The organism is Labrenzia sp. PHM005, from assembly GCF_006517275.1.
Classification (GTDB): Bacteria; Pseudomonadota; Alphaproteobacteria; order Rhizobiales; family Stappiaceae; genus Roseibium.
Map to the genome: position 1 here is coordinate 3,811,577 of NZ_CP041191.1, position 23,076 is coordinate 3,834,652.

The window sequence follows — 23,076 nt, forward strand, 5'->3', positions numbered from 1 at the left end:
TATGGGGTGCGGATATTTCGGCAAGTTGCCCATGCGCGGGGACTTCGTCAGCCGGGATTGTCCGGCCGGGTTCCTGGAGATCTGGGAGCCGTTTTTACAAGAGGGCCTGAGCCAGGCCCGCCTCGATCTGAAAGAGGCATGGGAGGAGGCTTATATGACCATGCCGGTCTGGAGGTTTTTGATTGAACCGGTTGGAACGGACAGCCCTTTGCAGGCTGCCGTAGCCGGGGCTTTTATGCCGAATGTCGACCGGGTCGGACGCAAATATCCCTTAGTGCTTGTGGCTGAAATCAAGCGCTCTGGGGACGGAGTCTATCCCTCAGACAAATGGTTCGCTGACTTGGAAAACACGCTTTTGGCAACGTTGAGGGACGAAGCGACATTCGAGCAGTTTTTGAGCGATTTTGATGCGTTGCCGGAGGCGGAAACTGTACAAGTCAGCTCGAAAGAAACAGATCGGACTGGCTTTGCGCTGGCCGGACCTAAGGCGGACGATTTGCAGTCAGAATTTTGGACCGCGGTACGTGGGAAAACCCTTCGGTTCAAGTTTTCCGGAATGCCGGAGGCGGCGGCTTTCAAGGTATTGGTAAGACCCGAGTTATCTGAACAGGAAACTGGGGGAAGTTTGGCAGGGGATGTTCATGGGCAGTCTCGGGAGGATCTGCAGACATGACGGCTCGTTTGAAGGCACAGGACAATCTCCATGGATTTGCAGTTGGCTTGACCGATGTCGGGCGCATGCGCCAGGAAAACCAGGACACGTTTTTTATCGATGAGGATCTTGGAGTCTATGCCGTGATGGATGGCGCAGGCGGTATGAATGACGGTGCCCGTGCATCGGGACTTGTTCGCGAAGCGTTGACAGGCATTTCCAATCCATCGAGTGCGGAAGATCTGTTTGATCAGTTTGAAAGCCATGTCATCCGGGCAAAAGACCAGATCGAGCGGGCGGCCGAACACGCCAATGGTGCCGGGATGGGGACAACCATTGCTGCCCTTCTCACTTACGGGTCCCATTTCGTTTGTCTTTGGGCTGGAGACAGCCGGGTCTACAGGTTCCGCAACGGGCGGCTTGAACAGCTGACAACCGATCACACTGAGGCTCAGGACCTGGTCGACAAACGGGTTCTGACACCAGAAGAAGCCAAGAGGTATCCGCGCCGACATGTGATCACCCGGGCGATCGGGTCCGGGCTGGATCTCGAACTGGACGCAGTATCCGGCAATTTGCGGTCTTCAGATCGGTTTATGCTGTGTTCCGATGGTTTAACCGGCCACCTGGACGATGCCGTTATTGAGACGTTTTTGATGGATAGTGCGGCGAAAGCGACTGCAAAAGGGTTGATTGACGGTGCGCTCGAAAGCGGTGGATCCGATAATGTGACCGTTGTCATCGTCGACATCGACCAATCATCCTCGTCGCAGGCGGAGGACCGCAAATGACACCTCCCGACAATCTGCTGCCCAAAGGAACGCGGCTGAACAATCTCTATGAGATTGAAGAGCATATCGCAGACGGCGGTATCGGCACCGTCTACCGGGCACGGGATGTAGAAAGCGGCGATCCGGTCGCCATCAAGGTTCTGCTTGCCAGCTTCGCGCGCGATCAGATGATCGTCGATCTGTTCCGCCGGGAAGCCAAAATTCTAAAGAAGCTGACCCATGAAGCGCTGACTCAATATTTCGTCTTCGCCAAGGAGCCGGAGCTCGGCATTTACTATCTGGCGATGGAATTTGTGGCTGGCCCGTCGCTCAGTTCGCGTTTGGAACAGGGCGCGCTGGAACCGGAAGCCGCCTACCGGTTGTTAAAGCGGCTCGCCGAAGCCCTCCAGGCTGTGCACGACTGCCAGGTCATTCACCGGGATCTTTCGCCGGATAATATTATCCTTCAAAACGGAGATGTCGGTCAGGCAAAGATCATTGATTTTGGCATTTCCAAATCGAAGGCCAGCGGACCGACCATCATTGGAGACGGATTTGCTGGCAAGGTCAATTATGTGTCGCCGGAGCAAGTCGGCATTTTTGATGGCAAGGTAACATCGCGCAGCGACATTTATTCCCTTGGTCTGGTGATCGCGGAATCCTTGACAGGGAAACAGCTCGATATGGGCGGAACACAAGCCCAGATTGTGGAAAAACGGCGCATCCTGCCGCCGCTAGATGGGATCGACTTGCGGTTCCAACCTTTGCTGGAAGCTATGCTGCAGCCGGACCCGGCAAACCGTCCGGCATCAATGCGAGAAGTCGCCAATTGGACGATGGGCGCGCCGATGCAGTCCGGCATTCCGGATAAGACCGTCATTCAATTCCAGCCTAGTCCACCGCCCGAGCAGGAACTTTTGGATCAGGACCTTGCCAAACCGAATTGGCCGCGCCGGATATTGCTCGGTTTGTCCTTGATCGGTTTTGCTGGGCTTGGGGCGGCTGGTGTCTTTTTCATCGCGGGACCAACGGTGGAAGACACCGGGCCTGAACGGCCGTTCCTGGCGGCAACTCCTCGGGAAAATGCCCCGGAGGCTCCAGTTCAGCCAACGGACCCCGAACCAGTACCGGCTGTTACGCCAGAGCCTCCCAAAACTTCTCCCGATATTCAGGATACGGCCGGACAACAGACAGCAGAAGACAAATCGCAGGATGAGCAGGTTATCGGCAATCTACAGGATCGGACAAACGTCATCATAGAACAGTCTGTAAAACCGGCGGACCCTGCGCCCAGCACAGATCAGATGACACCAGAAGACCGGATCCGGAAGTATGTCACGGGTTATAAATCCGGAGAGTGCATGTATCTTCAGCCGGTGAAGATCGCGGCCAACTTTGCTGAGATCGAAGGATTTGCCGCGCGGACACCGCCGTTTATCGCGTTTGATGGCGATTTCAAAAAATCCCAGGGATTTGAGGCGACGATCCAGGCAAATTTGGTCACGGATGCGCAGTGTGCGGCTGTTGCGTTTTTGCGGGCAACGCCTCAAGGCACCGGCCGGACTGAGCTGCAATTGGATATGCAAAGAACCGTTGTTCCAAACGGCAGCAATATGGCTGGCCGGATCTCCGGGTTTGATCCCGCTGCCGGGGATTTGGGATTGATTATCGTTGCGAGCGACGGACAGGTCTCAAATCTCAGCGCCTATCTGTTGTCAGATGATGGCGGGGCAGGGTTTGTAATTCCGCTGCAGCTCAACAGGTCTACTGAGGAAACCGGACTGATCATTGCCCTTGTTGGCAAGAACCTTCAAAATGCCTTGGCGAATGCCGCCAAAAATCGGGCGGCGAGCTTCTTTGAAGGACTTGAACGGGATGGTGCGGTCTTGCGGGCCACAGCAACAACGATCAAGGTCTTGCCGTAAGAGCGTGTGATGGCAGATGAAGCGTTTCAGCAAACCGATCCATCTTCCAGAGTTGATTAAGGGGCCAAAACGCGACAGTTCATTGGCCCTGATCAATGTTGTGTTTTTACTGCTTGTGTTCCTTCTTGTGTCCGGCACTCTCCGGCCGCCTATGCCGAATGAGTTCGATTGGGCTGAAACAACATCCGACAATGGTGGCGGAACGCTGCAAGGCAGTTTGGTACTCGACCGGACGGGAGGCATCTGGCTGGGCGCAGAAAGGCTTTCTGACCCAGAAATTGACAAACTTCTTGCTGATCTTGCGGCTGGCGGAGGCAAGCTATCTTTGCAGGTGGACCGCCGCGCGCAGATGAGTTCTGTGAGTGCAGTGGCGAAGCGCGCAAAGGAATCCGGTCTAAAAACACTGTCGTTGATCACCGTGGAGGCCGCAGGGCAGTGACAACGGCGATCCTTCCCTATTCCAGAGAAACATCCGACGGGCGAATGTCGGCCGGATTATGGGCCGCGGGCTTGTGCGTGTCCCTAGCGGTTCATTTTCTCGTTCTTGTTTACGGGCTTCCAGATCTTGCACCACCGGAACCGCTGGATGAGCCAAAACCGCTCGAAACGGAAATCATTCTAGAAACCGGCGGACCACTCTTTGACAGTGTGGCATCCGTCGAAACAGATCCGGTGCCTGTCACTGAACCCGAGACGCTTAAGACGGCTGGGGAAGCTGAAACTGAAAAAATCACCGAAACGGTTGCCGCAGAAGCTGTAGCGCCGGTGACCTCAGAGGCCGTGGCGGCGGCTCCGGTCGCCTCGGAAAGTGTTGCTGAACACGTCACAGAGCCACTGGTGGAAACGCCCCCCTTAGACACTGATCAATCAATTGAACCGCTGGTCACAGAGCCCATCACATCCTCTGTTGCTGAACCCACGCCGACGGTTGAAGCAATTGAGGCTGTTGAAACAATTGAGCCAGCGGGGATTGTCGAGAAGACAGACGTAGCAGCAATTGATGCGGTGAATATCGCGGAGACACCGCTGGATGTGATTGGAGTGATAACCGACGACGCCGCCACAACACTGCCTGAAGTGGCAGGGCGCGTCGGTCCTGTCGAAGTCGTAACAGCTCTGCCTGATGTGCAATCGGCGCCTGAGACTGTCCCGCTCTCATCAAATGACGCAGTCCAAGAGCTTGAGGAGGTTGTGACTGCGGTCGGTGTCGAAGCAGCTTCCAGCGATCCGATCACCACCAATCAAACTGAACAGATTGAAGTGGTTGAGACTGTACCCGCAGTTTCTAGCAACGTGTCAGTAGCCCTTGCTCCAGATAACACAGCTCAGGCAGAACAAATATCAGCGGTCGAAACGGTGCCAGTTGTCGCGGCCGATGGGCCCGTTGGTCTTGGCACGGAGACCACAGTCGCGGTTCCTGAGGCCGTTCGACCGCCCGCTCCAGGAGCCGGCCCAGTCCCTGTGACTGTTCCCGACCCCGTTATACCAGAACCTGTAAGTTCGAACGGTGTTGTGGTCGATCAACAGATTGCGTCGGTCGATCCGCTTGAGGGTGTCGATGCCCTGGCGCCAACGGATTTGGAGCCAGAACCGGTTCCGAACGCCCCTCAGACCACAGTTGAGCCGGATACCGTCGCTCCGGCGGATGTTGAAACGCTCGACCCGACTGAACGGATCGAATCTTATGTTGCAGCTTATCAGCTCGGAGACTGCGCGCATCTGACAGTGCAGTCGGCAGGGGCTGACACCGCGCTGATTACGGCCTTCGGCGCTTCAATCGCGCCCTTCGTAATGTTTGACCAGAGATTCTCTCAAGATCAGGGGTTCGATGCCAGTATCGAGGTCCGGATTGTCACCCGGCCCCAATGTCAGCTTTTGAATGCCCTTGGTTTCTATCAAGGTATTGAAGTGGCCGATTTGATCTCACTGGATAAAACCCTGGTTAGGAGCGGGACGGCCGTTTCGGGTGTGATTGGGCGGGATCTCCCGATCGGCAAAATCGCGATTGCGGAACAAAATGGGGTTGATCTGACCGGACGAGGACCTCCGGAGCTTTATCTGGTGGATGACGCAGGGCAAATACATGATGGCCGGGCATACATCTTGCCGGAAACAAACCCGGGCCGGGCAGGGGGCTGGAAGTTCGCGATCCCGGTGACCATGCTGTCTGCTGGAAACGAGGAAACCGCGCTCGTGCTGGCCGTTTGGAACCGACCCAAAGGCAAGCAGCCGGGAAAATTTGGAAAACTACCGGCCAGCCGCATTTCAAGCGTTTTGGACCAACCGGGTGTTTATTCGCTCGCAGCCTTTAAGGTGACCCGGTGAGGCGTCATTTGGCTGGCCCGGCCGTGAAGACGCCGGTCAGCAAAATCTCCAGGGTTGCCCGTTCCTTTTCCAGCCGGGTTTCGAACCAGGTGACGGCGACGGAAACCGGGATCGCGACTGCCAGTCCACAAGCGGTCGTCAGTAGAGCGACCCAAATGCCGCCCGCAAGGCTGGCCGGGTCAGCCGAAGCACCCGATTCCTGAAGCGATTGAAAGGTTTCGATCATCCCGAGCACGGTACCAAACAGCCCGAGCAAAGGTGCGACCTGGGTGACCAGATCCAGGGCTTTTAGCCAACTTGCCAATCCAAACAGCCGGTCTGCGGCCCGCGCAGACACTTCCTCGCGCAATCGCTCCTCGCGGATGTCCCGCTCTTGGAGAGCCAATTGCTGCCGGTCCAAGGCCTGAAGAGCGTCCATCGCGCTGCGCACAAGTGCGGCAGACAACGATCTGTCTTTCAATAGGTTCTGGGCGGCTCCAGCCCGGTCTCCAGTGCGCCACTGGGTGACAGCTTTTCGAACGCTGGTGTGCCGTCCGACCCGAACAAACCAGAATTGCGCGATTTTGCCGAGAATTACGGTCAGTGCGATGACGGAAATGCACAGCAGCAAAAGAACAACAGGTCCGCCAAATTCAAGTAGGGATGCGGGCGATGCAATCATTTTGCCACTTCTCCAACCAGCTAGCAGGATCCACTAAAACACAAATTAGTCGCCGAATTGAACATTTGTCCGGTTCGATAATTCCAAAAGGTCAGGACAATAAACACCGGTAATTGCCGGGGGGACACAGTTTAGAACATCATTGATGTGGAGCCGGGAGAGACCCTCACAGGGAACATCTGTCAGATCGAATTGTTGAACCTTGGTTTTGCCCGCTGACATGCGTCGGAGGTCCAGCCGCATCAAGCGGTCAATGATGCCATCCTTGTTGAAGACGACAAGCTCCAGTCCCAGTTTATCTATAGGTCGTTCCAATCCATTGGTAGCAATCACTGATAACCGGCAACCGCCTGCTTGGTTGGGCTGAATATGATTGAGTTCCAGGCCGATTTTTCCTGAAACGCCCTGCGCACTTGCAAAATTGACTGGAATGACTGTTGCGAGAACCATCAAAGCAGCAGCCGTAACCCTAAAAAATAACATCTATTCCCCCGAACCCCGAAGTCTGGTTTTGCCATACACTACGCAAAAACCATGCTGTCTCTTGTTCAATCATAGGACAGCAAAACCGTCCAGTCTTGCGCGCCTTCCGTATCGACCTGATAAAAATCGGCTTCGATCAAACCACGTTGCCAGCATTGGTCACCATCATACAAAATGAATTTTTCTTCCCGGATGCAAAGGGTGATGTCGCCGGCAAGACGGCTTTCGCCAAAACCATCAGCAATATGAAGATAGTACTTTGACTGGTTCAAATCGCCTTGGATCAAATGGGTGCAGGCGTTTGCAGTTACGGTCCACCAGCCCTCGGTCCGGATCCCGTCCTCGGTTTCATAGCCAACAGCCACGTTCACCAGATCAAGAGATCCGTTGCAGATTTTAAGGCCCGCTCGCGCATCACTGGACGCCAAAATTTGAAACAAGATACCTGCTGAAACAACCAGTCCGGTCCGCAAAGCGGCGGTCAATAGAGTTCGATTGACAGGTTGTACGCACATCTTTGACATTCGCCGGACCGCTGTGTGGTACCCAGCCTATGAAACCTCTTACGCTTGGTCAATTTGGTTCCCAGTGTTTGCCTTCAAGGCAAAAATCTGCGTGACTATAAAAAGTGCAACAACGGACACCACCAATGCTGCGGATAGATAAACCTTTAAAGACGCGCAAACGGCTTGCTCTGACCCCATTGATCGACGTGATTTTCATTCTGGTGATGTTCTTTTTATTGTCGTCGACCTTTGGAGTTTGGCAGCCACTGGATGTGTCTTTGAGCTCGGAGCAGGGCGCGGATGTTGCAAACACTGCAGCGCAAGCAAAAGTGCCGTCGGTTCTGATGGCAATCCGGTCTGGACCGGAACCGAATTCCTCCACCGTCACGATCAACGGCATTGATTTTCCGAAGACAAAAATGGTCGACGAATTGAACCGGCTTGCGGGATTGGGTGCGGAAGATGTGTTCTTGCTTCCGGCAGAAGATGTTGACTTTCAGGAAGTTGTCACTCTGCTGGATCTTGCGCGGAGTTCCAACATCGCACGCATCAGCATGAAAGTGGATTAGGCCGTGTAGACGAATTGGGGACGCCGTTCGTGAGAAAAAGGGCGAAAGATGGCGTGGAAAGACATGCAGAGGGTATCGGTGATACGGTCAAGGGGCTGTCTGCGTCCGATTGCTGCCCTTTGTCTCACCCGAAGAGCTGGGCCTGCGGCGCCAAATCCTCTACGCAAATCCGGCTTGATGATGCATTCGCATCACCTGCGCCAGATTTTCTTGATCTTGAACGCAGCATTTCCCAGCAAAAGACATCTCCAATTCGTCCCCACGGCCTAGAATTTCACGCGGTAGAGTTAAGCGCGTCACACTTATTTCACACATAAAAAAGGCCGGTCTTGCGACCGGCCTTTGATATCAGATCTCGAAGCGTGATCAGCGTCCGATTGCGCCACCGATGATACCGCCGACAACACCGCCGAGGAAGGCTGCGCCAGCCGGGTTCATGCCACCGCCACTGTTGTTGTTTCTTTGTGTTGTGGTGGTGCGGTTCGAGGTGGTGTTGTTCGCACGACGGGTCGTGCTGCGGGATGTGGTCTTTGCAGCGGCCCGCTTCCGGTTGACTTCCGCAATATACGCCGAATACTGAGTGGCGGTCTGGGACGTCAGCAGAGCATACTGAGCGGCTGTGAAATACCCTGTGGAGATCAAGCCGTTTTGGGTCTGCCAGGAGCTAACGCCAGCGCGGGTTTTGGGACCAAAGGCACCATCTGGACGTCCAACATTGTTACCGGTTAGGTTCAGACGAGTCTGGACTTCGCGGCGGGATGAACGGTTCCAGCCAAGCGCAGCTTCAGTTTGCGGTGTGCCTGGCACCGCTTTTTGCGGATCGGGCAAAGCCTGTGCCGTCGTTGCGACGCCGGTATTTTGGTTGGCGGCGGCAGCTGCATCGGTTGCTGACGAGTTGCGGGCGGCAACTTGAGAACCAGATTGCAGGCGTTTGATGGAATTGCGGGCAAAGTTAGTGAACGTGCCATTCGGATAAGCCGAGAGATAGGCTTCGTAATCGGCGATCGTGTCACTTTCTTTAACCGTATTCCACACCAGCTTTTCGCGTTCCCAATCGATGGTCGATTGGGTGGCGGCAGCTGACGGTGCAGGTGCGGCAGGTTGTGTGGTTGTCGCCGAATCTCCAAGGCTCGCGACCTGAGTGGTTGAAGCGTCAGCTTGTTTGTTGAGGAAGACCTCACCAATGAGGGATGCATTTACCCAAGGCCGTTGGCGTTTTTCGGTAGAGTCGTAAACGTCACCGGTTACCCGTGTCATAACGGTCTGGATCGAGGCATTCGGCGTGTCGATGTGCCGGATCAAAGCAGATGTAAACGGCGAATTTGCACCTTCACCGTCCAGGGCGACATCACCAGGGCTTGTCGCAAAGGCGATCACAGAGCCTTCGCCGCCGGTTTCCTGGACCTTGATTTCCGCCAAGCCGCTGCCAACACTGCCGGACCGGCTCGGGCCCATGCGGCGCGCCAAAGTGCGGGCAAGCGGGTTATCGCGGCAGGCATCCAGGAACACCATCTGCACTTTCACGTCTTTCGACATCTGGCGCATGATGAAATCCACGGAAATGGTTTCAAAATCGAGAGATGTTTCGTCTTCGATCTTTGCGTCAACCGGAACAAGAAGATTTTGCCCGGCGATTTGCATGCCGTGTCCAGCATAAAACAAAATCGCGATATCAGCACCGTAAGCTTTTTTCGCGAATTTCATAACTGTCCGGCGCATGTCGCCATAAGATTGGTCCGTACCGGAAACCACATCGAAGCCAAGGCCGCGCAGTTTACCGGCCATAACTTCCGCGTCATTTGCGGGATTGGGAAGAGCGACAGTGTGCTCATAAGCGCCATTGCCAATAACCAAGGCAACGCGTTTAGCTAATGCAGGTGCAGTGCCCACCACTAGGATAGTAAGCACGGCGATCACGTGTTTGAACATCTCCATGTCCTTTCGTCGATCTGATATCGCCGGTCGGTTGGTCCGATCTTGTTCAGGTATTGGTTCAAGTATGACTACAAATACCTACAATGGCGTTATTAGACTGTAATACGGGTCACAGGATTTCGGAATTCGCTGTGAAGAGGTAAATGAATTAAAAATTGCCCAACTAACCGACGTATTCCGACCCCAAAAACAAGCCGTATTATAGACCCAGCGGACAAAAAACGCCACGGCTGAATACGAGCTAATACGCACGTAGATGAAAGCTGATTTGAATTTGGAGGAAGAAATTGGCACGCCCAAGGGGAATCGAACCCCTGTTTCCGCCGTGAAAGGGCGGCGTCCTAACCGCTAGACGATGGGCGCGCGGTCGACGCGGCTGCGTCGTGGAGAGGCTTATAGGCGGGAATTGATTTGCCCGCAAGAGCCTTTTCTAGAAAAATTCACAAGCCCGGAATTCCGGGCTTGCTGTTGTTGAAATCTCTTGGAATTTACCATTCCCCAACGTTCTGCATGGACGCCCAAGGCTCTTTGATTTCAAGCGCTTTGCCTTTTTGCAGAAGCTCAAAGGAAATGTTGTCAGGAGAACGCACAAATGCCATGCGGCCATCGCGCGGCGGGCGATTGATGGTGACGCCTTTCGATTGTAGCGCGTCACAGAAGGCGTATATATCGTCGACTTCATAAGCCAAGTGACCGAAGTTGCGGCCGCCAGTGTATTCTTCCGGATCCCAGTTGTAGGTGAGCTCCAGAACGGGCGCGGCGTTGGCTTTACCAGCTTCAACGTCGTCCGAGCTTGCTAGAAAAACCAGCGTGAACCGGCCTTGTTCATTTTCATAACGCCGGATCTCAGTCATACCCATTTTGTTACAATAAAAATCGAGCGAGTCGTCCAGGTTGGATACCCGGACCATCGTGTGCAAATAACGCATGTCTTACCCTCTTTGGCAGCGTCTTCAGTTTATTAAGGAGCAACGGACCGGCTCATGAATATCATCACCGAACTGGCCGAAGCGCAGGAATTTGTTTCGTCTTTGGCCCAAAAACCCGGAGGCTCGATTGTGGCGCTTTCGGGCGCAGGGATTTCCACCGAGTCCGGAATTCCGGATTTCAGGTCACCCGGTGGTATTTGGTCCCAGCGCGCACCTGTTCAATATCAGGATTTTCTGGATTTTGAAGAGAGTCGGCTGGAAGACTGGGATCGGCGCTTTGAAATGCTCGGCTTTTTTGAAAAGGCCGAGCCCAATCATGCGCATCGCGCATTGAGCCGTTTATCTGCCGCCGGACAATTGAAGGTGCTTATCACGCAGAACGTTGACGGTCTTCATCAGCGCTCAGGCGTACAGGAAGACAAACTCATCGAATTGCATGGAAATTCCACCTATGCGACCTGCCTTGACTGCGGTGCCATTGCTGCGCTGGAAGACCAAGAAGATCTTGTTGCGCGCAGCATCAGCCCAACTTGCGGCAAATGCGGAGGACTTTTGAAAGCTGCCGTGATCAGTTTCGGCCAATCCATGCCTCAGGACGAACTCCAAAAAGCTGCAATTGCCGCACAAAACTGCGAGACATTTCTCGTGCTGGGGTCTTCTTTGGTTGTGCATCCGGCTGCGCAGTTGCCAGTGATTGCGGCGCAGAATGGTGCTGACTTAGTGATTCTCAACCGGGAGGAAACACCGATTGATTCGCTTGCTGGCACAGTCGTTAGAACCCCACTTTCCGAAACATTCGCGATTTTTCCTATGAAATAGCGAAAAAAACTGGAAATGGTCTGTGGTTAGTCTGTTAATTTTTCTTCCTGGCTTAAAGGGCGGTGTTATCCTTTTGTTAGGAATCGGCTGAAAGGCACTTTGAAATGGACCTTCAGCTATTTAATGCGGACCAGAGACGGGACATTTGATTATGGGGGTTAAAACCGCACCGGATCCCCGTGCACTTGAGAACCTGGCGGATGATGTTGCCGTCGATGTGTTCGAGATTGCCGGAACGATTAAATGGTTCGACGTCGGTAAGGGCTACGGCTTTATCGTACCGGACAGCGGGGAAGGTGATATTCTTCTGCATGTGACCTGCCTTAGGCGCGATGGTTTTCAGACCGCCTATGAGGGGGCCCGGGTCGTATGCGAGGTTCTGGATAGACCGCGCGGGCTTCAAGCTTTCCGGATACTATCCATGGATGAAACCACTGCGGTTCATCCGTCTCAGCTGCCGCCATCGCGCACCCATGTTCAGGTGGTGCCGGAAGGTGGTTTTGAAACCGCCAGCGTGAAGTGGTTCAACAGAGTGAAGGGCTTTGGCTTCCTGACGCAGGGCGAAGGTAGCGAAGACATCTTCATTCACATGGAAACGCTGCGCCGCTATGGCATCACCGAACTCCGGCCAGGTCAGGAAGTCTTGGTGCGGTTCGGGACGGGACCAAAAGGGCGCATGGCGGCTGAAATTCGGCCGGTTGGCGTGGGAACGCATATACCAGCCTCCCATTGAGGGAGGATATCTCAGCAGCGTTTTATCGGCCGGGACATGTTCCGGCCTTTTTTAATGGCTTTTCTGCCGCCTGTATGCGCTCGGAGCTTTCATGACCCAAAATCGTTTTTCAATTCTTCGCGTTGGAGCCTTTGTTTCAGCCCTTCTTGTGGTTGCTCTCCTGCAGCTTCCGGGTTTTGCCCAAAGCAGCCAAAGCTTGCCGAGCGAAGCGCTCAAAGTTGTTTCGGCCGAGAATACCCACGTCTTCACAGCGGAGATTGCGGCTACAGATCGGCAAAGGGCGCAAGGCCTGATGCACCGGGAAGAAATGGCCCTGGATCATGGCATGCTGTTTGTTTTTGAAAGGGAAGCCGAGCAGTTCTTCTGGATGAAAAACACCCCTTTGCCGCTCGACATCATTTTTATTTCCAGTTCTGGGCGGATTGTCAGCATTGCCGCTGACACCACGCCATATTCAGAAAAAATAATCCCATCAGGAATACCCGCGAAATTTGTTCTGGAGCTTAACGCTGGGACGGCGGCCAAACTTGGTATCACTGTGGGTGATCAAGTGAAGAGCAAATCCATAGGGTTGGAGCCGTCGTGACCTGGAAAAGGCTCGGTGAGCCGTACGATTTGGGTTAGGAAAAGGGCGGTTCGAGTTCGAAAACCAGTGCTGTTCTTTTGATTGTCAAATGCAGAAATTTGATCAGCTTATGCGCCTGGATCCGTCCTGAACGACGTTTAGCTTGCGGGAACCCTCTGTCTCCCGGCGCGTTTGAGTATCTCTAGGGCTCGGATTTTGCTGCAAGATCCAATCCCGGACTTTGCGCGAATTGTCGTCGAGTTCTTTGTGTTTTGGCCAGACAACATAATAGCTGTTTCCGGTTCGGAACGTATGGCTGGTCACTTGTTTAAGACGGCCGTTGCGGATGAACTCGCCGACCAGATGACGCCAGCCCAGCGCAATAGCGTCCCCATCAAGGGCCATTTGTAGAACGGCGACATATTCATTGGCCCGAGATCCACGCACCTTGTTGGCGCCATTCACACCGGCCGAACGCAACCAGTCTTTCCATGTCGCAGCATACCGGTAGGGTTCGTCGAGATGGGCCAGGTGATGTTCAAGCAAATCTCTTGGGTGCTCCGGCGTGCCATGGGTCTTGAGATACGACGGCGCGGCCACTGCGATGATTTCTTCCACTTCAAACCGGTCGCACGCATAACCCGGCCAGTCCTTTGGCCGTCCCGCTCGTATTCCTAGCGGAATGTCCTCAGCAACAATGTCAAGATCCCGGTCGGCGGTATGCAGCCTGAGTTCGATACCCGCCAAGTCCGTGCGCATCAGCTGCAAACGAGGCGCGATCCAGAGAGTTGCAAAGGCTGTCGAGACCGAAACCGTGACCACATCGTCTGCAGGTTTTGTCCGGACAGCGGTGATGCCGTCAGCAAGCTGATAGAGGCCACGTGACACATCTGCATGTAAGCGATCCCCAGCAACAGTCAGCCGCACTTCCCGGTGACCGCGTTGAAACAGGGATTGGCCGATCTCTTCCTCAAGCGCCTTGATGGAGTAGGAAACCGCCGATTGTGTCATGCCAAGTTCCTCTCCCGCCCGGGTAAAAGACCCAAGCCGGCCTGCGGCTTCAAAAGCCACAAGGCCCCGAAAGGAAGGAAGCAAATAACGCAAGTTTGCCATGAATAGATCTTATGCCAAGCATGACATTTTTCAAGCGTCACAAGTCATCGCCGCTCGACTAGCATAAAAAATGAAGATGCTACTGGGAGGGTGAAATGATGGGTGTCGAAGCAAGTGCCGTGAGGCCTGCCGGCGAAACTACCAACCGGGCAGGACGTTCTGGTGGCCGGGCAGGGCGCCGGGCGAAACGATCAGTAAGCTCTGCGCATCTCGGCAAACCCTTCATTCACCGGAAAATGCCGCCGCTTAGTATTTTGTCCGAAGACAGCCTTCAGCGTATTGAAGACACAACCTGGACACTGCTTGCCGAAGTCGGAATTGAATTCCGTGACGATCCGGACGCCTTGGCACTATGGAAAACGGCAGGGGCTGAGGTTGATGGCGTCTTGGTGCGCTTCCCCCATGGCATGATCCCGGAGCTCTTGAAAACCGCACCTGCGCAATTCACCCAACATGCACGCAATCCGGCCAACAGTGTCGAGATTGGAGGGGAGAATGTTGTCTTTGCCCCAGCTTATGGCAGCCCGTTTGTCATGGATCTCGACGAAGGCCGCAGATATGGCACCATCGCTGACTTCAAGAATTTCATAAAGCTCGCCCAGTCCTCGCCGTGGCTGCACCATTCGGGCGGAACAATCTGTGAGCCAGTCGATGTGCCCGTCAACAAACGCCACCTGGACATGGTTCACGCTCATATCACGCTATCAGACCGTCCATTTCTCGGTTCTGTCACGGCACAGGAGCGCGCTGAAGACACCATCGATATGGCACGGATCCTTTTCGGCGCAGAGTTTGTCCACAACAATTGCGTCATTATGGGCAATCTGAATGTCAATTCACCGCTGGTTTGGGACGGTACCATGACCAAGGTTCTGCGCTCCTATGCTGCCGCCAATCAAGGCACGGTTCTGGTACCGTTTATTCTAGGTGGGGCGATGGGACCGGTCACAACGGCCGGTGCTATTGCGCAGGCCCATGCCGAAACACTGGCTGGCTGTGCCTTAACGCAGCTGGTGCGCCCGGGAGCTCCGGTCGTCTACGGCAATTTCCTGTCGTCCACCAGTTTGAAATCCGGATCGCCGACCTTCGGAACACCGGAGCCGGCTGCTGGATCTCTTGTGGTCGGCCAACTCGCGCGCCGCCTCAATCTTCCGCTGCGCTGTGCTGGGAATTTCACGACATCCAAGCTGCCCGACGCGCACGCCATGAACGAGGGCACTATGTCTATGCTCTCGGCGATCCATTGCGGCGCCAATTTCATTCTCCATTCGGCTGGTTTCCTCGATGGGCTTTTGTCCATGTCCTACGAGAAATTCATGATGGATGCAGATTTCTGCGGCGCGCTGCACACCTACCTTGGCGGAATTGCGGTCGATGATAACGCGTTAGCGCTTGACGCCTTTCGTGAAGTCGGTCCGGGCAACCATTTCTTCGGCTGCGAGCACACAATCCGCAATTATGAAACGGCCTATTTCGATGCTGCCATTGCCGACAACACCCCGTTCGAGACCTGGCAGGAGGCAGGGTCGGTCGATGCCGCGACACGGGCAAATCGTGCCTGGAAAGAGACCCTTGCTGCTTATGAGGCGCCGCCGCTCGACAACTCGATTGCGGAGCACCTGATGGAGTTCGTTGACCGCAAAAAAGCATCAACTGAAGACCGCTGGTATTGAGGGCGCCATGAAGATCACGAACATCCGCGTCACACATGTGAATGTGCCTTTTGATGCTCCTTTCTGGTGGACAGGCGGACTTTATCCTGGGGCCTCGAAGTCGATCATTGAGGTTGAAACAGATGAGGGACTCACCGGATTGGGCGAGGCGCCCTGGTATCATTTCGGTGAAATCATAAAAAGCGAGATTGCTCCGGCTCTCATTGGAGCGGATCCGCTCGACATTACCGATTGTGAGGCGCGCTGCGTGCCTCCGTGGCAGATTACGGCAAATACCGGGGAGGGCGCGGCGTCTGTCGCTTTTGGGGCTGTTGAAGTGGCGCTTTGGGACATCAAAGGCAAGATGTTCGACCTGCCACTCTATAAACTTCTTGGCGGAGCTGTGCGCAAGGAGATCAAATTCTCCGAGTATTTCTCGTTCCGGCCGGAGCACAATGGCGCAGGCGGTGAAATGAGCCCGGAGACGATCCGCGATTATTGCCTGAAAATGCGGGAAATGCATGGTTCCAGCATCTTTGAAGGCAAACTGATCCTTGGGGATCCCAACCTGGAAATCAAAACGGTTCGGCTCTTACGAGATGCGTTGGGAGAATTGGCCCAGATCAAGCTCGATTCCAACATGCAATATTCGTTGACAACGGCGCGCTGGCTGTTGCGCGAGTTGGAGCCTTTCAACATTCGGAACTATGAGGACCCGGTCGCAACATTTGAAGAAATGGCAGAGCTGCGCCGGCACAGCACCATTCCGTTCTCAACCCATGTGCCGGATCTCAGACGTGCGGTAGCGCTCGGCGCCCCGGACAATTTTGTCTGCAATTTCGCAGCGCTTGGCGGTATTGCGAAATCCCTGAAGTTCATTGCGGCCTGTGAAGCCATGGGGAAGGGGTTTTGGTGTTACTCCAATGACCTTGGCATCATGACGGCGGCCTACTTGCACGTCTCCGCCGCAACGCCCTTGATATCAGAGGCGTCTCAATCGCTGTTCCGCTGGCAAATCGGCGACGTCATCCGGGATGGGCCGTTCCGCCAGACCAACAATGCTGTTCGTGTTCCGGAAGGGCCGGGACTTGGTGTCGAACTGGACCCGGCCGAATTCCGCCGTTGGGCAAAGCTTTTTGAAGACGAAGGGCCGATGAGCCACTTTTATGATCCCGCACGGCCAACCCGGCATCGCACACTGCCGCTGCATTAATGTCTTGTTATTTGCGGGAATCCCGGCGCCAAACGCAACAAATGGGGATGCTGAACTTGCACTGAGAGCCGGACTTTGGACCAGTTTTTCCGTCCTGGTATCAACTGTCCACAAGCGCTGGAAATGTCGTTGTCATTCTCTCTTGACGAACGGAGCAAACGCGGATACACCGCCCAAACCAGCCGTCGGGGTATAGCGCAGCCTGGTAGCGCATCTGGTTTGGGACCAGAGGGTCGCAAGTTCGAATCTTGCTGCCCCGACCATTTTTCCTTTCAAGTTTTCTCAGTTATTCCTCCGAAGCCAAGGGCAGTTCTGACAGCTCGTGATTTTTTCACAGCTGGTAATTCTAGGCCGTGTGGACGAATTGTAGACGCATTTCGTGAGGCAAAGTGCGAAAGATGGCGTGGAAAGACCTGCAAAGCGTATCGGTGATACGCTCAAGGGGCCGTCCGCGCCTGATTGCGGCGCTTTGCATCACCCGAAGGGCCGGGCCTGCGGCGCGCAATCCTCTGCGAAAATCCGCCTTGATGATGCACCTGCATCACCTGCGGCAGATTTTCTGGATTTTGAACGCAGCAAATCCCGGCGAAATACATCTCCAATTCGTCCACACGGCCTAGCCCTGAGGAAACCGGGGAAGTTGTGCGCTTTTGCTTGTGCATCTAATGGCGGTGTTTCACCATTCGTGATGGGATATGGCAGGCAGGCCTGGCGGCAATCGGTTGGCTTATTCGGGGCGGTATGATCGAAGATACCACAGACAAGAGTACGCTTGACGTCACATCGGCGATTGCAGCGGTGCAGGCAAAAATCGAGTCGTGCGGATTGTCGGTCAAGGAAAGCAGCGATTTCCAGCTATTTGAAAAAACCATTCGCGGAACAGATGAAAAATATCTCATGGAGGATTTTTCACCGCGATTTTTCGATCTACATGGTGCAACGGCCTTCTGGATTGCGGCTTACAATGAGCACGGAAATGTTGTTTCCGTTCAAGCGGCCAAGGTCGAAGATTTGCAAGACCGATGCCTTGCCGAACACTGGAAACAGCAGCAGAGACGGATCTTTGTGGATCCCAACCCACAGGCCCGGTTCGGCACCGATCATGCCCATGATGCGTATTTCCTGCGGGGCAAGATCGTCTACCATGGCAACTTATGGCTGCGCCGGGACATTCGCGGCAAGGGCTTGGCCGAACCTTTAACCCAATTGGGTTTTTTGGTGTCGTTGTTGAAGTGGTCACCGGATTATCTTTATGGCCTGATGGCCGCAAAAGCTGCCGAAAAGGGGTTTGGTATCCGGGTTGGATACCGGCGGTTTGTCCCGCGCGGTACGCACTGGATTGTTGCCCCGGGCCACATCCGGTCGGACGATTGGTTGGTCTATTCGACCCGCAGTGACTTGCATAGTCTGGCGCGGATGCTTGCGTCTAGAACGTTCGCTGAAGGTCCTGAATGACACCGAAATACGCGCAAACCTGAAAGTCCGCTGCAGCCGACGGGCGGAAACTGACGATTAACCGCTCAAAGGCGATTTCACAGGTTTGCCCATCGATATTCACCAATGTCCTTGCATAGCCATAATAGGGGACCTGATTGAGCGCACTGTTGTAGCCAAAGACAGAAGCCCGTTCCAGGTCTGCATCCGGTGTGCGCAATCCAGATGCCGCAGCTGGCGCTGGAGGATTGGCCCAGTCATCGCCAAACAGAAGGCGCTGACTGGACTCTTTGCCAACGTAGAAGATGGGGGGCGGTGCATACTCGGTGACTTTGTCTGAGCAAAGGCTCAGGTAACTCATATGTGGTTTCAAAGCGGCTTGAACCGCGCCCGCCGGGGCCGACATGAAGGTTTCATAAAACTCAGACAGCCGCGGGTCGGCCAGGCCGTTTTCAATGACCTTGGTTCCAAGTTCTGTAAAGACGGTTGCCGGGCGGGTGAGCACGGGTTCAATTTGCCTTTCTTTTAAAGAAGTTAGCGATTGAACGCCGACAACAACAACGACATCACGTTTAAGAATTCGTCGCGCTGGCCGGGTGGTAATTCGCTGACGTCTGACACCGAATAATCAAGCGTCAGGATCATGTTCCACATTTCTGTAAGGTTGGCGGCATCGATGTTCGCTCGCAAACTGTCCGGGCTGGTGCTGCGAGGGACTTTGATACCCGGGGAAATATGTTCAGGAACGTAGTCACCAAAGAGGTTTTGGAAGTGATGTTGCATAGTCAGCCTTCCTTTGTTGGGCGACCGGGCACGCTTTGCGTTTATGCGGACGCCATATTTGCCTGTGTCCCGTTTCACCAGAGTATCTGGATTCGGAACTTTGCGGCAAAGTGCACAAGTAACATTCTAACTCCAAAGGATTAGATAGCATAGGTTGTGGTTCCGGGCTATGCGTCAGAATACGAAGGCGGCGAATGTTTCTGTTTTACCGTTAATGCGCTGTTACATGGAGTGCAGAAACCGGAACCTCACGAATAATCGGTACGTCTTGTGAGCTGGGTGCTTGAAGCTTTAGTTGTTCATCCTGGAAATACCTGACACGTACGCACAGTTGAGTTTCACGATAACAAGGTTATTGACTTCCGCTCCAAAGGTGGGAAAAAGCATTCCTGAAACAGTGAATTGATCAGGGTTTAGATAGGATCAAACGTATGGTGGCGCGCATTTACCAGCCGGCAAAGACGGCTATGCAATCGGGAAAAGCCAAAACCCAGCGTTGGGTTCTCGATTATGAGCCCGAGGTCGCCAAATCAGTTGAACCCTTGATGGGCTATACGTCGTCGTCCGACATGAAACAGCAAGTGAAACTGGTGTTTGAAAGCCAGGAGGAGGCTGTCGCTTATGCCAAGCGTCAAGGCATCGCCTATCGCCTGGAAAAACCTCAGGCACGCAAGGTGCGCGGGTCGGCCTATTCAGATAACTTCAAGTTCAACCGGCTTGCCCCCTGGACCCATTGACCCTGGGTCTCCTTGGAATTGGCGTTAGTGATTTGCCTGTTGAAACGTCAAAACTGATATCGACAGAAGCGCCCGCTATAGCGCAGAAAGAATTGGTTGAAACTGGTCTCAAGGCCCCGTAGCTCAGCTGGATAGAGCACTCGCCTTCTAAGCGAATGGTCACAGGTTCGAATCCTGTCGGGGTCGCCAATTTCTCTTTATCTTTTTGAATTGAATAGATGATTTTTGCTTTCGCGCCTGGTGGTTCTGCGAAAGACACCCCAATTTTTGCCGCAAAGGGTGAAAACGAATTCGGCTCGAGCGAGCTGTTTGTCTGCCCATCGGCAAAATCAGTCGTTTTGGATCTGCTGACTTTTGTTGTCCTGTGCCGCCGGCGGCGCGAGCTTCGTTCCAAATCTCACGTATCAAAATGCAAAAAAGAACCGGGATCGACTGATCCCGGTCAATGAGATGGAGCTAGAAAGTACGCCGCGCATTTAGAAGGCTGGAAGAGTTAGAATGCCGCGCGGCCAAAATATCAGGCTTTGATCTTGGCAAAGTCTCCCTTTGGCTGATTTACCATCAACGGGGTAACTTTCGCCTTCAAGATCGTGTCCAGATCCTCAGATCCATCTTCTAATGATTGAAGTGCCATGTCCAAAAAGTAAGTGCAAAAGGTGCGGCCGTCCTTGTCGGCTTCCTTTTGCGTATATCGTATCATACGCTTAATCGCTTCGACGGCCGGTTCCTGTTCTAGGCCCGCTACCGGTGTCTTGTTGGAGAGTTCAGACATAATACCACCCACCAGTGTTTCAGTCTTAGGATTTTCGCACTCAGAAGATCCTTCCGAATTCGCATGATGAGCTTGAAGCGTGAAACGAGCGTGATAAAGTATTCGTGTATTTCATGCGTGACTTCATTCTGGGTTGTGTCACCCGTGTCAGAAGTTACGTAGGTGAGGGAAACAGGAATTTGACGCTGCAAGTTCCCTATTTTGCGTCTCTTGGGCGCCCCATGCTGATTGCGCGTAATCAAGATCCGATTGCGGCGAAAACCCGCAAGGCGCTTGCCATTTTGGGATACTTGAGCCGTATCAGTGATTTGAGTGCGTCCCGCGAGGCGGTGGCGGATCTCTTATGGAGTAGCGCGGTAAGGCAGAAGGGCATGCAGTCGCTCCGGCAGGCGCTTAAACAACTCAAAACTGCGGAAGAAGAAGCCGGGCTCGATGTGGTGATATCCACAGCCGGGCATATTCAGCTGGATCAAGCCGAATTGCGGACCGATCTCCAGCATCTTTTGAAGATCTTGGACGCAGGCGATTCGGCGGGCTTTGAAGAAGCGCGGGCGCTTTGGCGCGGCGAGTTTATGGCCGGCTATGACGATATCGACCCGCAGTTCACCGAGTGGCTGCTGATCGAGCGCGAAAGAATCCGGGCTGAGGTGGTTGATGCAACGCTCAAACACCTGGATGTCTCTGTCATCGAGAGCGGGGCAGGGCACGTCGAAGCGGCGGCGAATTTTCTTCTGCACATGGATCCCGCTTTTGAACCTGCCCACCGGGCCTTGATCCGCTTCTACCTGAGGCAGGGTCAACGAGAGCGGGCCGAGCAGCAGCTTAAAGCGTGTGAGCGGGAACTGAAGGAACTGGATGAAGTTCCTGAGGAAGAAACCCGGGAATTGCTCAAGGAGCTTTCTGTATCCGAAAAACAGATCGCAACTGAAGAGACAGAAACGCCTCAAAATCCCGGTTTTTGGCACAGGCCATCAACTGAGTTTTTGGGCATTGATCCGCAGACATCGGACAACGTAGTCCATTTTCCACATATATCGATCATTTCCGGTCAGCTTAATCAAACGACAACAAATGATGGGTTGTATTTAAAGGAAGAAATCGTAGGAGGTTTGTCCGCATATAGAGCGTTTGACCTCTATCATGGGGAATATTTTGGTGACGCAGAAGGGCCTCAGCCGATTTTGATACAAGGGGATCAAGCCGGAAGTTACCTGCTTCGGTTCCAGCACAATGAAAGAAACGGCAAGGTATCGGTTCAATTTGAAGACCGGGCTGAGGGCCGCATAGTCTTCAGCGAAATAGTTGACCTAAAGGAATGGGACAGCGTTCAAACAGCTGCCAGCCATACCATCGGACGAATTCATACGTACGTAACAAAAAAATTGCGCAATCCGCAGAACAGTTCTGCCTTTGCCAGATGGTGCCAGGCTGAGGCGCTTTTGGTTAATTTTGACCCGGTTTCGGACCGGAAAGCGCTGCAAATCCTGAGTGAACTTGAGCGTCGACATAGCACATTTTCTATGTCCTATTCCGGCAAAGCGCTCGTAAATATTAAACAACTACTTCATTACCGTGTAGAGGACAGAACAAACAGGTTATCTTGGGAAGAAATTCTGGGGCTGTGTGAACACGCAGTGATGCTTGACCCTTGGCAACCTATCAATCAACGGGCTCATGGTTGGGCGCTCATACAATCGAACATGCCGGATCAGGCGCGACGCGCATTTTTGCAAGCAATCCGATTGAACAGCGTTGATCCAATAAATCTAATTTCTGCTGCAGAAGGTTTGGCTTTCGCTGGTGAAGTCGATATGGCGCGCGAAAAAGCTGAACTGGCTATGAACCTGTTCACAACGGTTCCTCGAGTATTTTATGAATATTATTCTTTGGTGTTTTTCGCATCAGAGGATTTTGAAACTGCGGCCAAAATCATCGAAAGAGCGTCATATAAAAGTGTTGTGGGACTAACTACGCGCGTTGCTGCCTTAGTTTGTGCAGGTAAGGAAGCTGAAGCTTTGGAGCTAATGAGCCGACAGAGTGATAGTTTGTCGGCAGTGGTTGACAAAGCCGGGCTTGGGACGGGCGACCCGGAAGAATGGGCGCGTAGAATTAATTTCTTTCAGGAGCCAAAAACGCGGGCTGCTTACGATAGAGGTGTTGATTTGGTGAAAAGGTATTTTTTTGGTGATAGAGCTTCCCTTGGATGAGTTAACAAAATTGCCGAGCAAGAGACCCGAGATAGGCGGGGTCCTTCCCATCGAGCCGGGATTGGTTCAGCTTATATGGTAATACGGTAACCTTTCTGCTTTCGGCGTCCACAATTTCGAATGCCATTAATTTCAGAACATTTTCCGGCAATCCGATTTTCCGGAGTTCAGAGGCCGGATCATGCTTTAATCGGGTCCGGCAACGTTCATCAATGCGCGCATTAGCAAGCAATTTGCCGAGGGCTACAATATTTTTTTGATAGTAGGGAAACCGGGCCATGATCGAAGTTCCA

At 53.7% G+C, this 23,076-nt stretch carries 24 protein-coding genes and 3 tRNA genes; 16 read left to right on the forward strand and 11 right to left on the reverse strand.

Annotated features, from left to right (window positions below):
- Position 1: 1 nt before the first annotated feature.
- The 5 genes from tagF to FJ695_RS17240 are packed head-to-tail and all read left to right on the forward strand — an operon-like array spanning position 2 to position 5,672.
- Positions 2-673 carry a type VI secretion system-associated protein TagF gene (gene tagF / locus FJ695_RS17220; RefSeq protein ID WP_256370164.1) on the forward strand — a complete coding sequence of 224 codons (672 nt, stop codon included), beginning with the start codon at positions 2-4 and terminating at the stop codon, positions 671-673.
- Positions 670-1,443 carry a PP2C family serine/threonine-protein phosphatase gene (locus FJ695_RS17225; RefSeq protein ID WP_141186594.1) on the forward strand — a complete coding sequence of 258 codons (774 nt, stop codon included), beginning with the start codon at positions 670-672 and terminating at the stop codon, positions 1,441-1,443. Before tagF ends, FJ695_RS17225 begins: the two co-directional genes overlap by 4 nt.
- Positions 1,440-3,347: a serine/threonine-protein kinase gene (locus FJ695_RS17230; RefSeq protein ID WP_141186595.1), complete on the forward strand. Its 1,908-nt coding sequence runs from the start codon at positions 1,440-1,442 to the stop codon at positions 3,345-3,347. The genes FJ695_RS17225 and FJ695_RS17230 overlap by 4 nt, the downstream gene beginning before the upstream one ends.
- Positions 3,348-3,363: 16 nt before the next feature.
- A complete protein-coding gene (locus tag FJ695_RS17235; protein ID WP_141186596.1) occupies positions 3,364-3,786 on the forward strand; it encodes a biopolymer transporter ExbD in 423 nt (140 codons plus the stop codon).
- Positions 3,783-5,672, forward strand: coding sequence for a hypothetical protein (locus tag FJ695_RS17240; protein ID WP_141186597.1), 1,890 nt, complete (start codon positions 3,783-3,785; stop codon positions 5,670-5,672). Before FJ695_RS17235 ends, FJ695_RS17240 begins: the two co-directional genes overlap by 4 nt.
- Before the next feature lie 4 nt (positions 5,673-5,676).
- Here FJ695_RS17240 and FJ695_RS17245 read toward each other — a convergent pair whose 3' ends face one another.
- The 3 genes from FJ695_RS17245 to FJ695_RS17255 all read right to left on the reverse strand — a co-directional run bounded on the left by FJ695_RS17245 (position 5,677) and on the right by FJ695_RS17255 (position 7,256).
- Positions 5,677-6,333: a MotA/TolQ/ExbB proton channel family protein gene (locus FJ695_RS17245; RefSeq protein WP_141186598.1), complete on the reverse strand. Its 657-nt coding sequence runs from the start codon at positions 6,331-6,333 to the stop codon at positions 5,677-5,679.
- Positions 6,334-6,378: 45 nt separating this feature from the next.
- Entirely contained in the window at positions 6,379-6,816 is a 438-nt protein-coding gene (locus FJ695_RS17250; protein WP_141186599.1) for a hypothetical protein, read from the reverse strand.
- A gap of 65 nt (positions 6,817-6,881) precedes the next feature.
- Positions 6,882-7,256, reverse strand: a complete 375-nt coding sequence (locus FJ695_RS17255) for a DUF1036 domain-containing protein (RefSeq protein WP_168206401.1) — start codon at positions 7,254-7,256, stop codon at positions 6,882-6,884.
- Positions 7,257-7,465: 209 nt separating this feature from the next.
- Between FJ695_RS17255 and FJ695_RS17260 the strand changes: the two genes are divergently transcribed.
- A complete protein-coding gene (locus FJ695_RS17260; RefSeq protein WP_141186601.1) occupies positions 7,466-7,891 on the forward strand; it encodes a biopolymer transporter ExbD in 426 nt (141 codons plus the stop codon).
- 366 nt (positions 7,892-8,257) lie between these two features.
- Here FJ695_RS17260 and FJ695_RS17265 read toward each other — a convergent pair whose 3' ends face one another.
- From FJ695_RS17265 to gloA, 3 genes are all read right to left on the reverse strand, one after another.
- The gene (locus FJ695_RS17265) at positions 8,258-9,820 is read right to left on the reverse strand and encodes a caspase family protein (RefSeq protein WP_209010699.1); all 1,563 of its coding nucleotides are present in this window, start codon (positions 9,818-9,820) and stop codon (positions 8,258-8,260) included.
- A gap of 294 nt (positions 9,821-10,114) precedes the next feature.
- Positions 10,115-10,189: transfer RNA gene (locus FJ695_RS17270), tRNA-Glu, on the reverse strand.
- A 125-nt stretch (positions 10,190-10,314) separates the two neighbouring features.
- Entirely contained in the window at positions 10,315-10,755 is a 441-nt protein-coding gene (gloA, locus tag FJ695_RS17275) for a lactoylglutathione lyase (protein WP_141186603.1), read from the reverse strand.
- A gap of 54 nt (positions 10,756-10,809) precedes the next feature.
- Here gloA and FJ695_RS17280 point away from each other — a divergent pair, with 54 nt between their 5' ends.
- The 3 genes from FJ695_RS17280 to FJ695_RS17290 all read left to right on the forward strand — a co-directional run bounded on the left by FJ695_RS17280 (position 10,810) and on the right by FJ695_RS17290 (position 12,893).
- Positions 10,810-11,574, forward strand: coding sequence for a Sir2 family NAD-dependent protein deacetylase (locus FJ695_RS17280; RefSeq protein WP_141186604.1), 765 nt, complete (start codon positions 10,810-10,812; stop codon positions 11,572-11,574).
- Positions 11,575-11,725: 151 nt separating this feature from the next.
- Positions 11,726-12,307, forward strand: a complete 582-nt coding sequence (locus tag FJ695_RS17285; RefSeq protein WP_141186605.1) for a cold-shock protein — start codon at positions 11,726-11,728, stop codon at positions 12,305-12,307.
- Positions 12,308-12,398: 91 nt separating this feature from the next.
- Entirely contained in the window at positions 12,399-12,893 is a 495-nt protein-coding gene (locus FJ695_RS17290; protein WP_141186606.1) for a DUF192 domain-containing protein, read from the forward strand.
- A gap of 102 nt (positions 12,894-12,995) precedes the next feature.
- On the opposite strand, the gene FJ695_RS17295 is transcribed toward FJ695_RS17290, so the two are convergent.
- Positions 12,996-13,985, reverse strand: a complete 990-nt coding sequence (locus FJ695_RS17295) for a LysR substrate-binding domain-containing protein (protein WP_141186607.1) — start codon at positions 13,983-13,985, stop codon at positions 12,996-12,998.
- Between the two features lie 98 nt (positions 13,986-14,083).
- Here FJ695_RS17295 and FJ695_RS17300 point away from each other — a divergent pair, with 98 nt between their 5' ends.
- The 4 genes from FJ695_RS17300 (at position 14,084) to FJ695_RS17315 (ending at position 18,305) form a co-directional block, all read left to right on the forward strand.
- A complete protein-coding gene (locus FJ695_RS17300) occupies positions 14,084-15,658 on the forward strand; it encodes a trimethylamine methyltransferase family protein (protein WP_141188783.1) in 1,575 nt (524 codons plus the stop codon).
- 7 nt (positions 15,659-15,665) lie between these two features.
- Positions 15,666-16,850: a mandelate racemase/muconate lactonizing enzyme family protein gene (locus tag FJ695_RS17305; RefSeq protein WP_141186608.1), complete on the forward strand. Its 1,185-nt coding sequence runs from the start codon at positions 15,666-15,668 to the stop codon at positions 16,848-16,850.
- 186 nt (positions 16,851-17,036) lie between these two features.
- Positions 17,037-17,113: transfer RNA gene (locus FJ695_RS17310), tRNA-Pro, on the forward strand.
- A 478-nt stretch (positions 17,114-17,591) separates the two neighbouring features.
- Complete coding sequence (locus tag FJ695_RS17315) at positions 17,592-18,305, forward strand: hypothetical protein (protein WP_168206402.1); 714 nt, start codon at positions 17,592-17,594, stop codon at positions 18,303-18,305.
- Here FJ695_RS17315 and FJ695_RS17320 read toward each other — a convergent pair.
- Together FJ695_RS17320 and FJ695_RS17325 are read right to left on the reverse strand one after the other, a co-directional pair.
- Positions 18,277-18,789: a hypothetical protein gene (locus FJ695_RS17320; protein WP_141186610.1), complete on the reverse strand. Its 513-nt coding sequence runs from the start codon at positions 18,787-18,789 to the stop codon at positions 18,277-18,279. The two genes, FJ695_RS17315 and FJ695_RS17320, sit on opposite strands and share 29 nt — an antisense overlap.
- Positions 18,790-18,818: 29 nt before the next feature.
- Positions 18,819-19,067 (reverse strand): hypothetical protein, encoded by a 249-nt coding sequence (locus tag FJ695_RS17325; protein ID WP_141186611.1) that lies wholly within the window; start codon positions 19,065-19,067, stop codon positions 18,819-18,821.
- A 431-nt stretch (positions 19,068-19,498) separates the two neighbouring features.
- On the opposite strand from FJ695_RS17325, the gene FJ695_RS17330 reads away from it, so the two are divergent.
- Both FJ695_RS17330 and FJ695_RS17335 read left to right on the forward strand, forming a co-directional pair.
- Complete coding sequence (locus FJ695_RS17330) at positions 19,499-19,804, forward strand: ETC complex I subunit (protein WP_141186612.1); 306 nt, start codon at positions 19,499-19,501, stop codon at positions 19,802-19,804.
- A 112-nt stretch (positions 19,805-19,916) separates the two neighbouring features.
- Positions 19,917-19,993, forward strand: a tRNA-Arg gene (locus FJ695_RS17335).
- Between the two features lie 328 nt (positions 19,994-20,321).
- On the opposite strand, the gene FJ695_RS17340 is transcribed toward FJ695_RS17335, so the two are convergent.
- Entirely contained in the window at positions 20,322-20,576 is a 255-nt protein-coding gene (locus FJ695_RS17340) for a hypothetical protein (protein WP_141186613.1), read from the reverse strand.
- Between the two features lie 179 nt (positions 20,577-20,755).
- On the opposite strand from FJ695_RS17340, the gene FJ695_RS17345 reads away from it, so the two are divergent.
- A complete protein-coding gene (locus FJ695_RS17345) occupies positions 20,756-22,783 on the forward strand; it encodes a BTAD domain-containing putative transcriptional regulator (RefSeq protein WP_168206403.1) in 2,028 nt (675 codons plus the stop codon).
- Between the two features lies 1 nt (position 22,784).
- Here the strand turns inward: FJ695_RS17345 and FJ695_RS17350 are convergent, their stop codons facing one another.
- Positions 22,785-23,063, reverse strand: a complete 279-nt coding sequence (locus FJ695_RS17350) for a hypothetical protein (RefSeq protein ID WP_141186615.1) — start codon at positions 23,061-23,063, stop codon at positions 22,785-22,787.
- Positions 23,064-23,076: the final 13 nt, after the last annotated feature.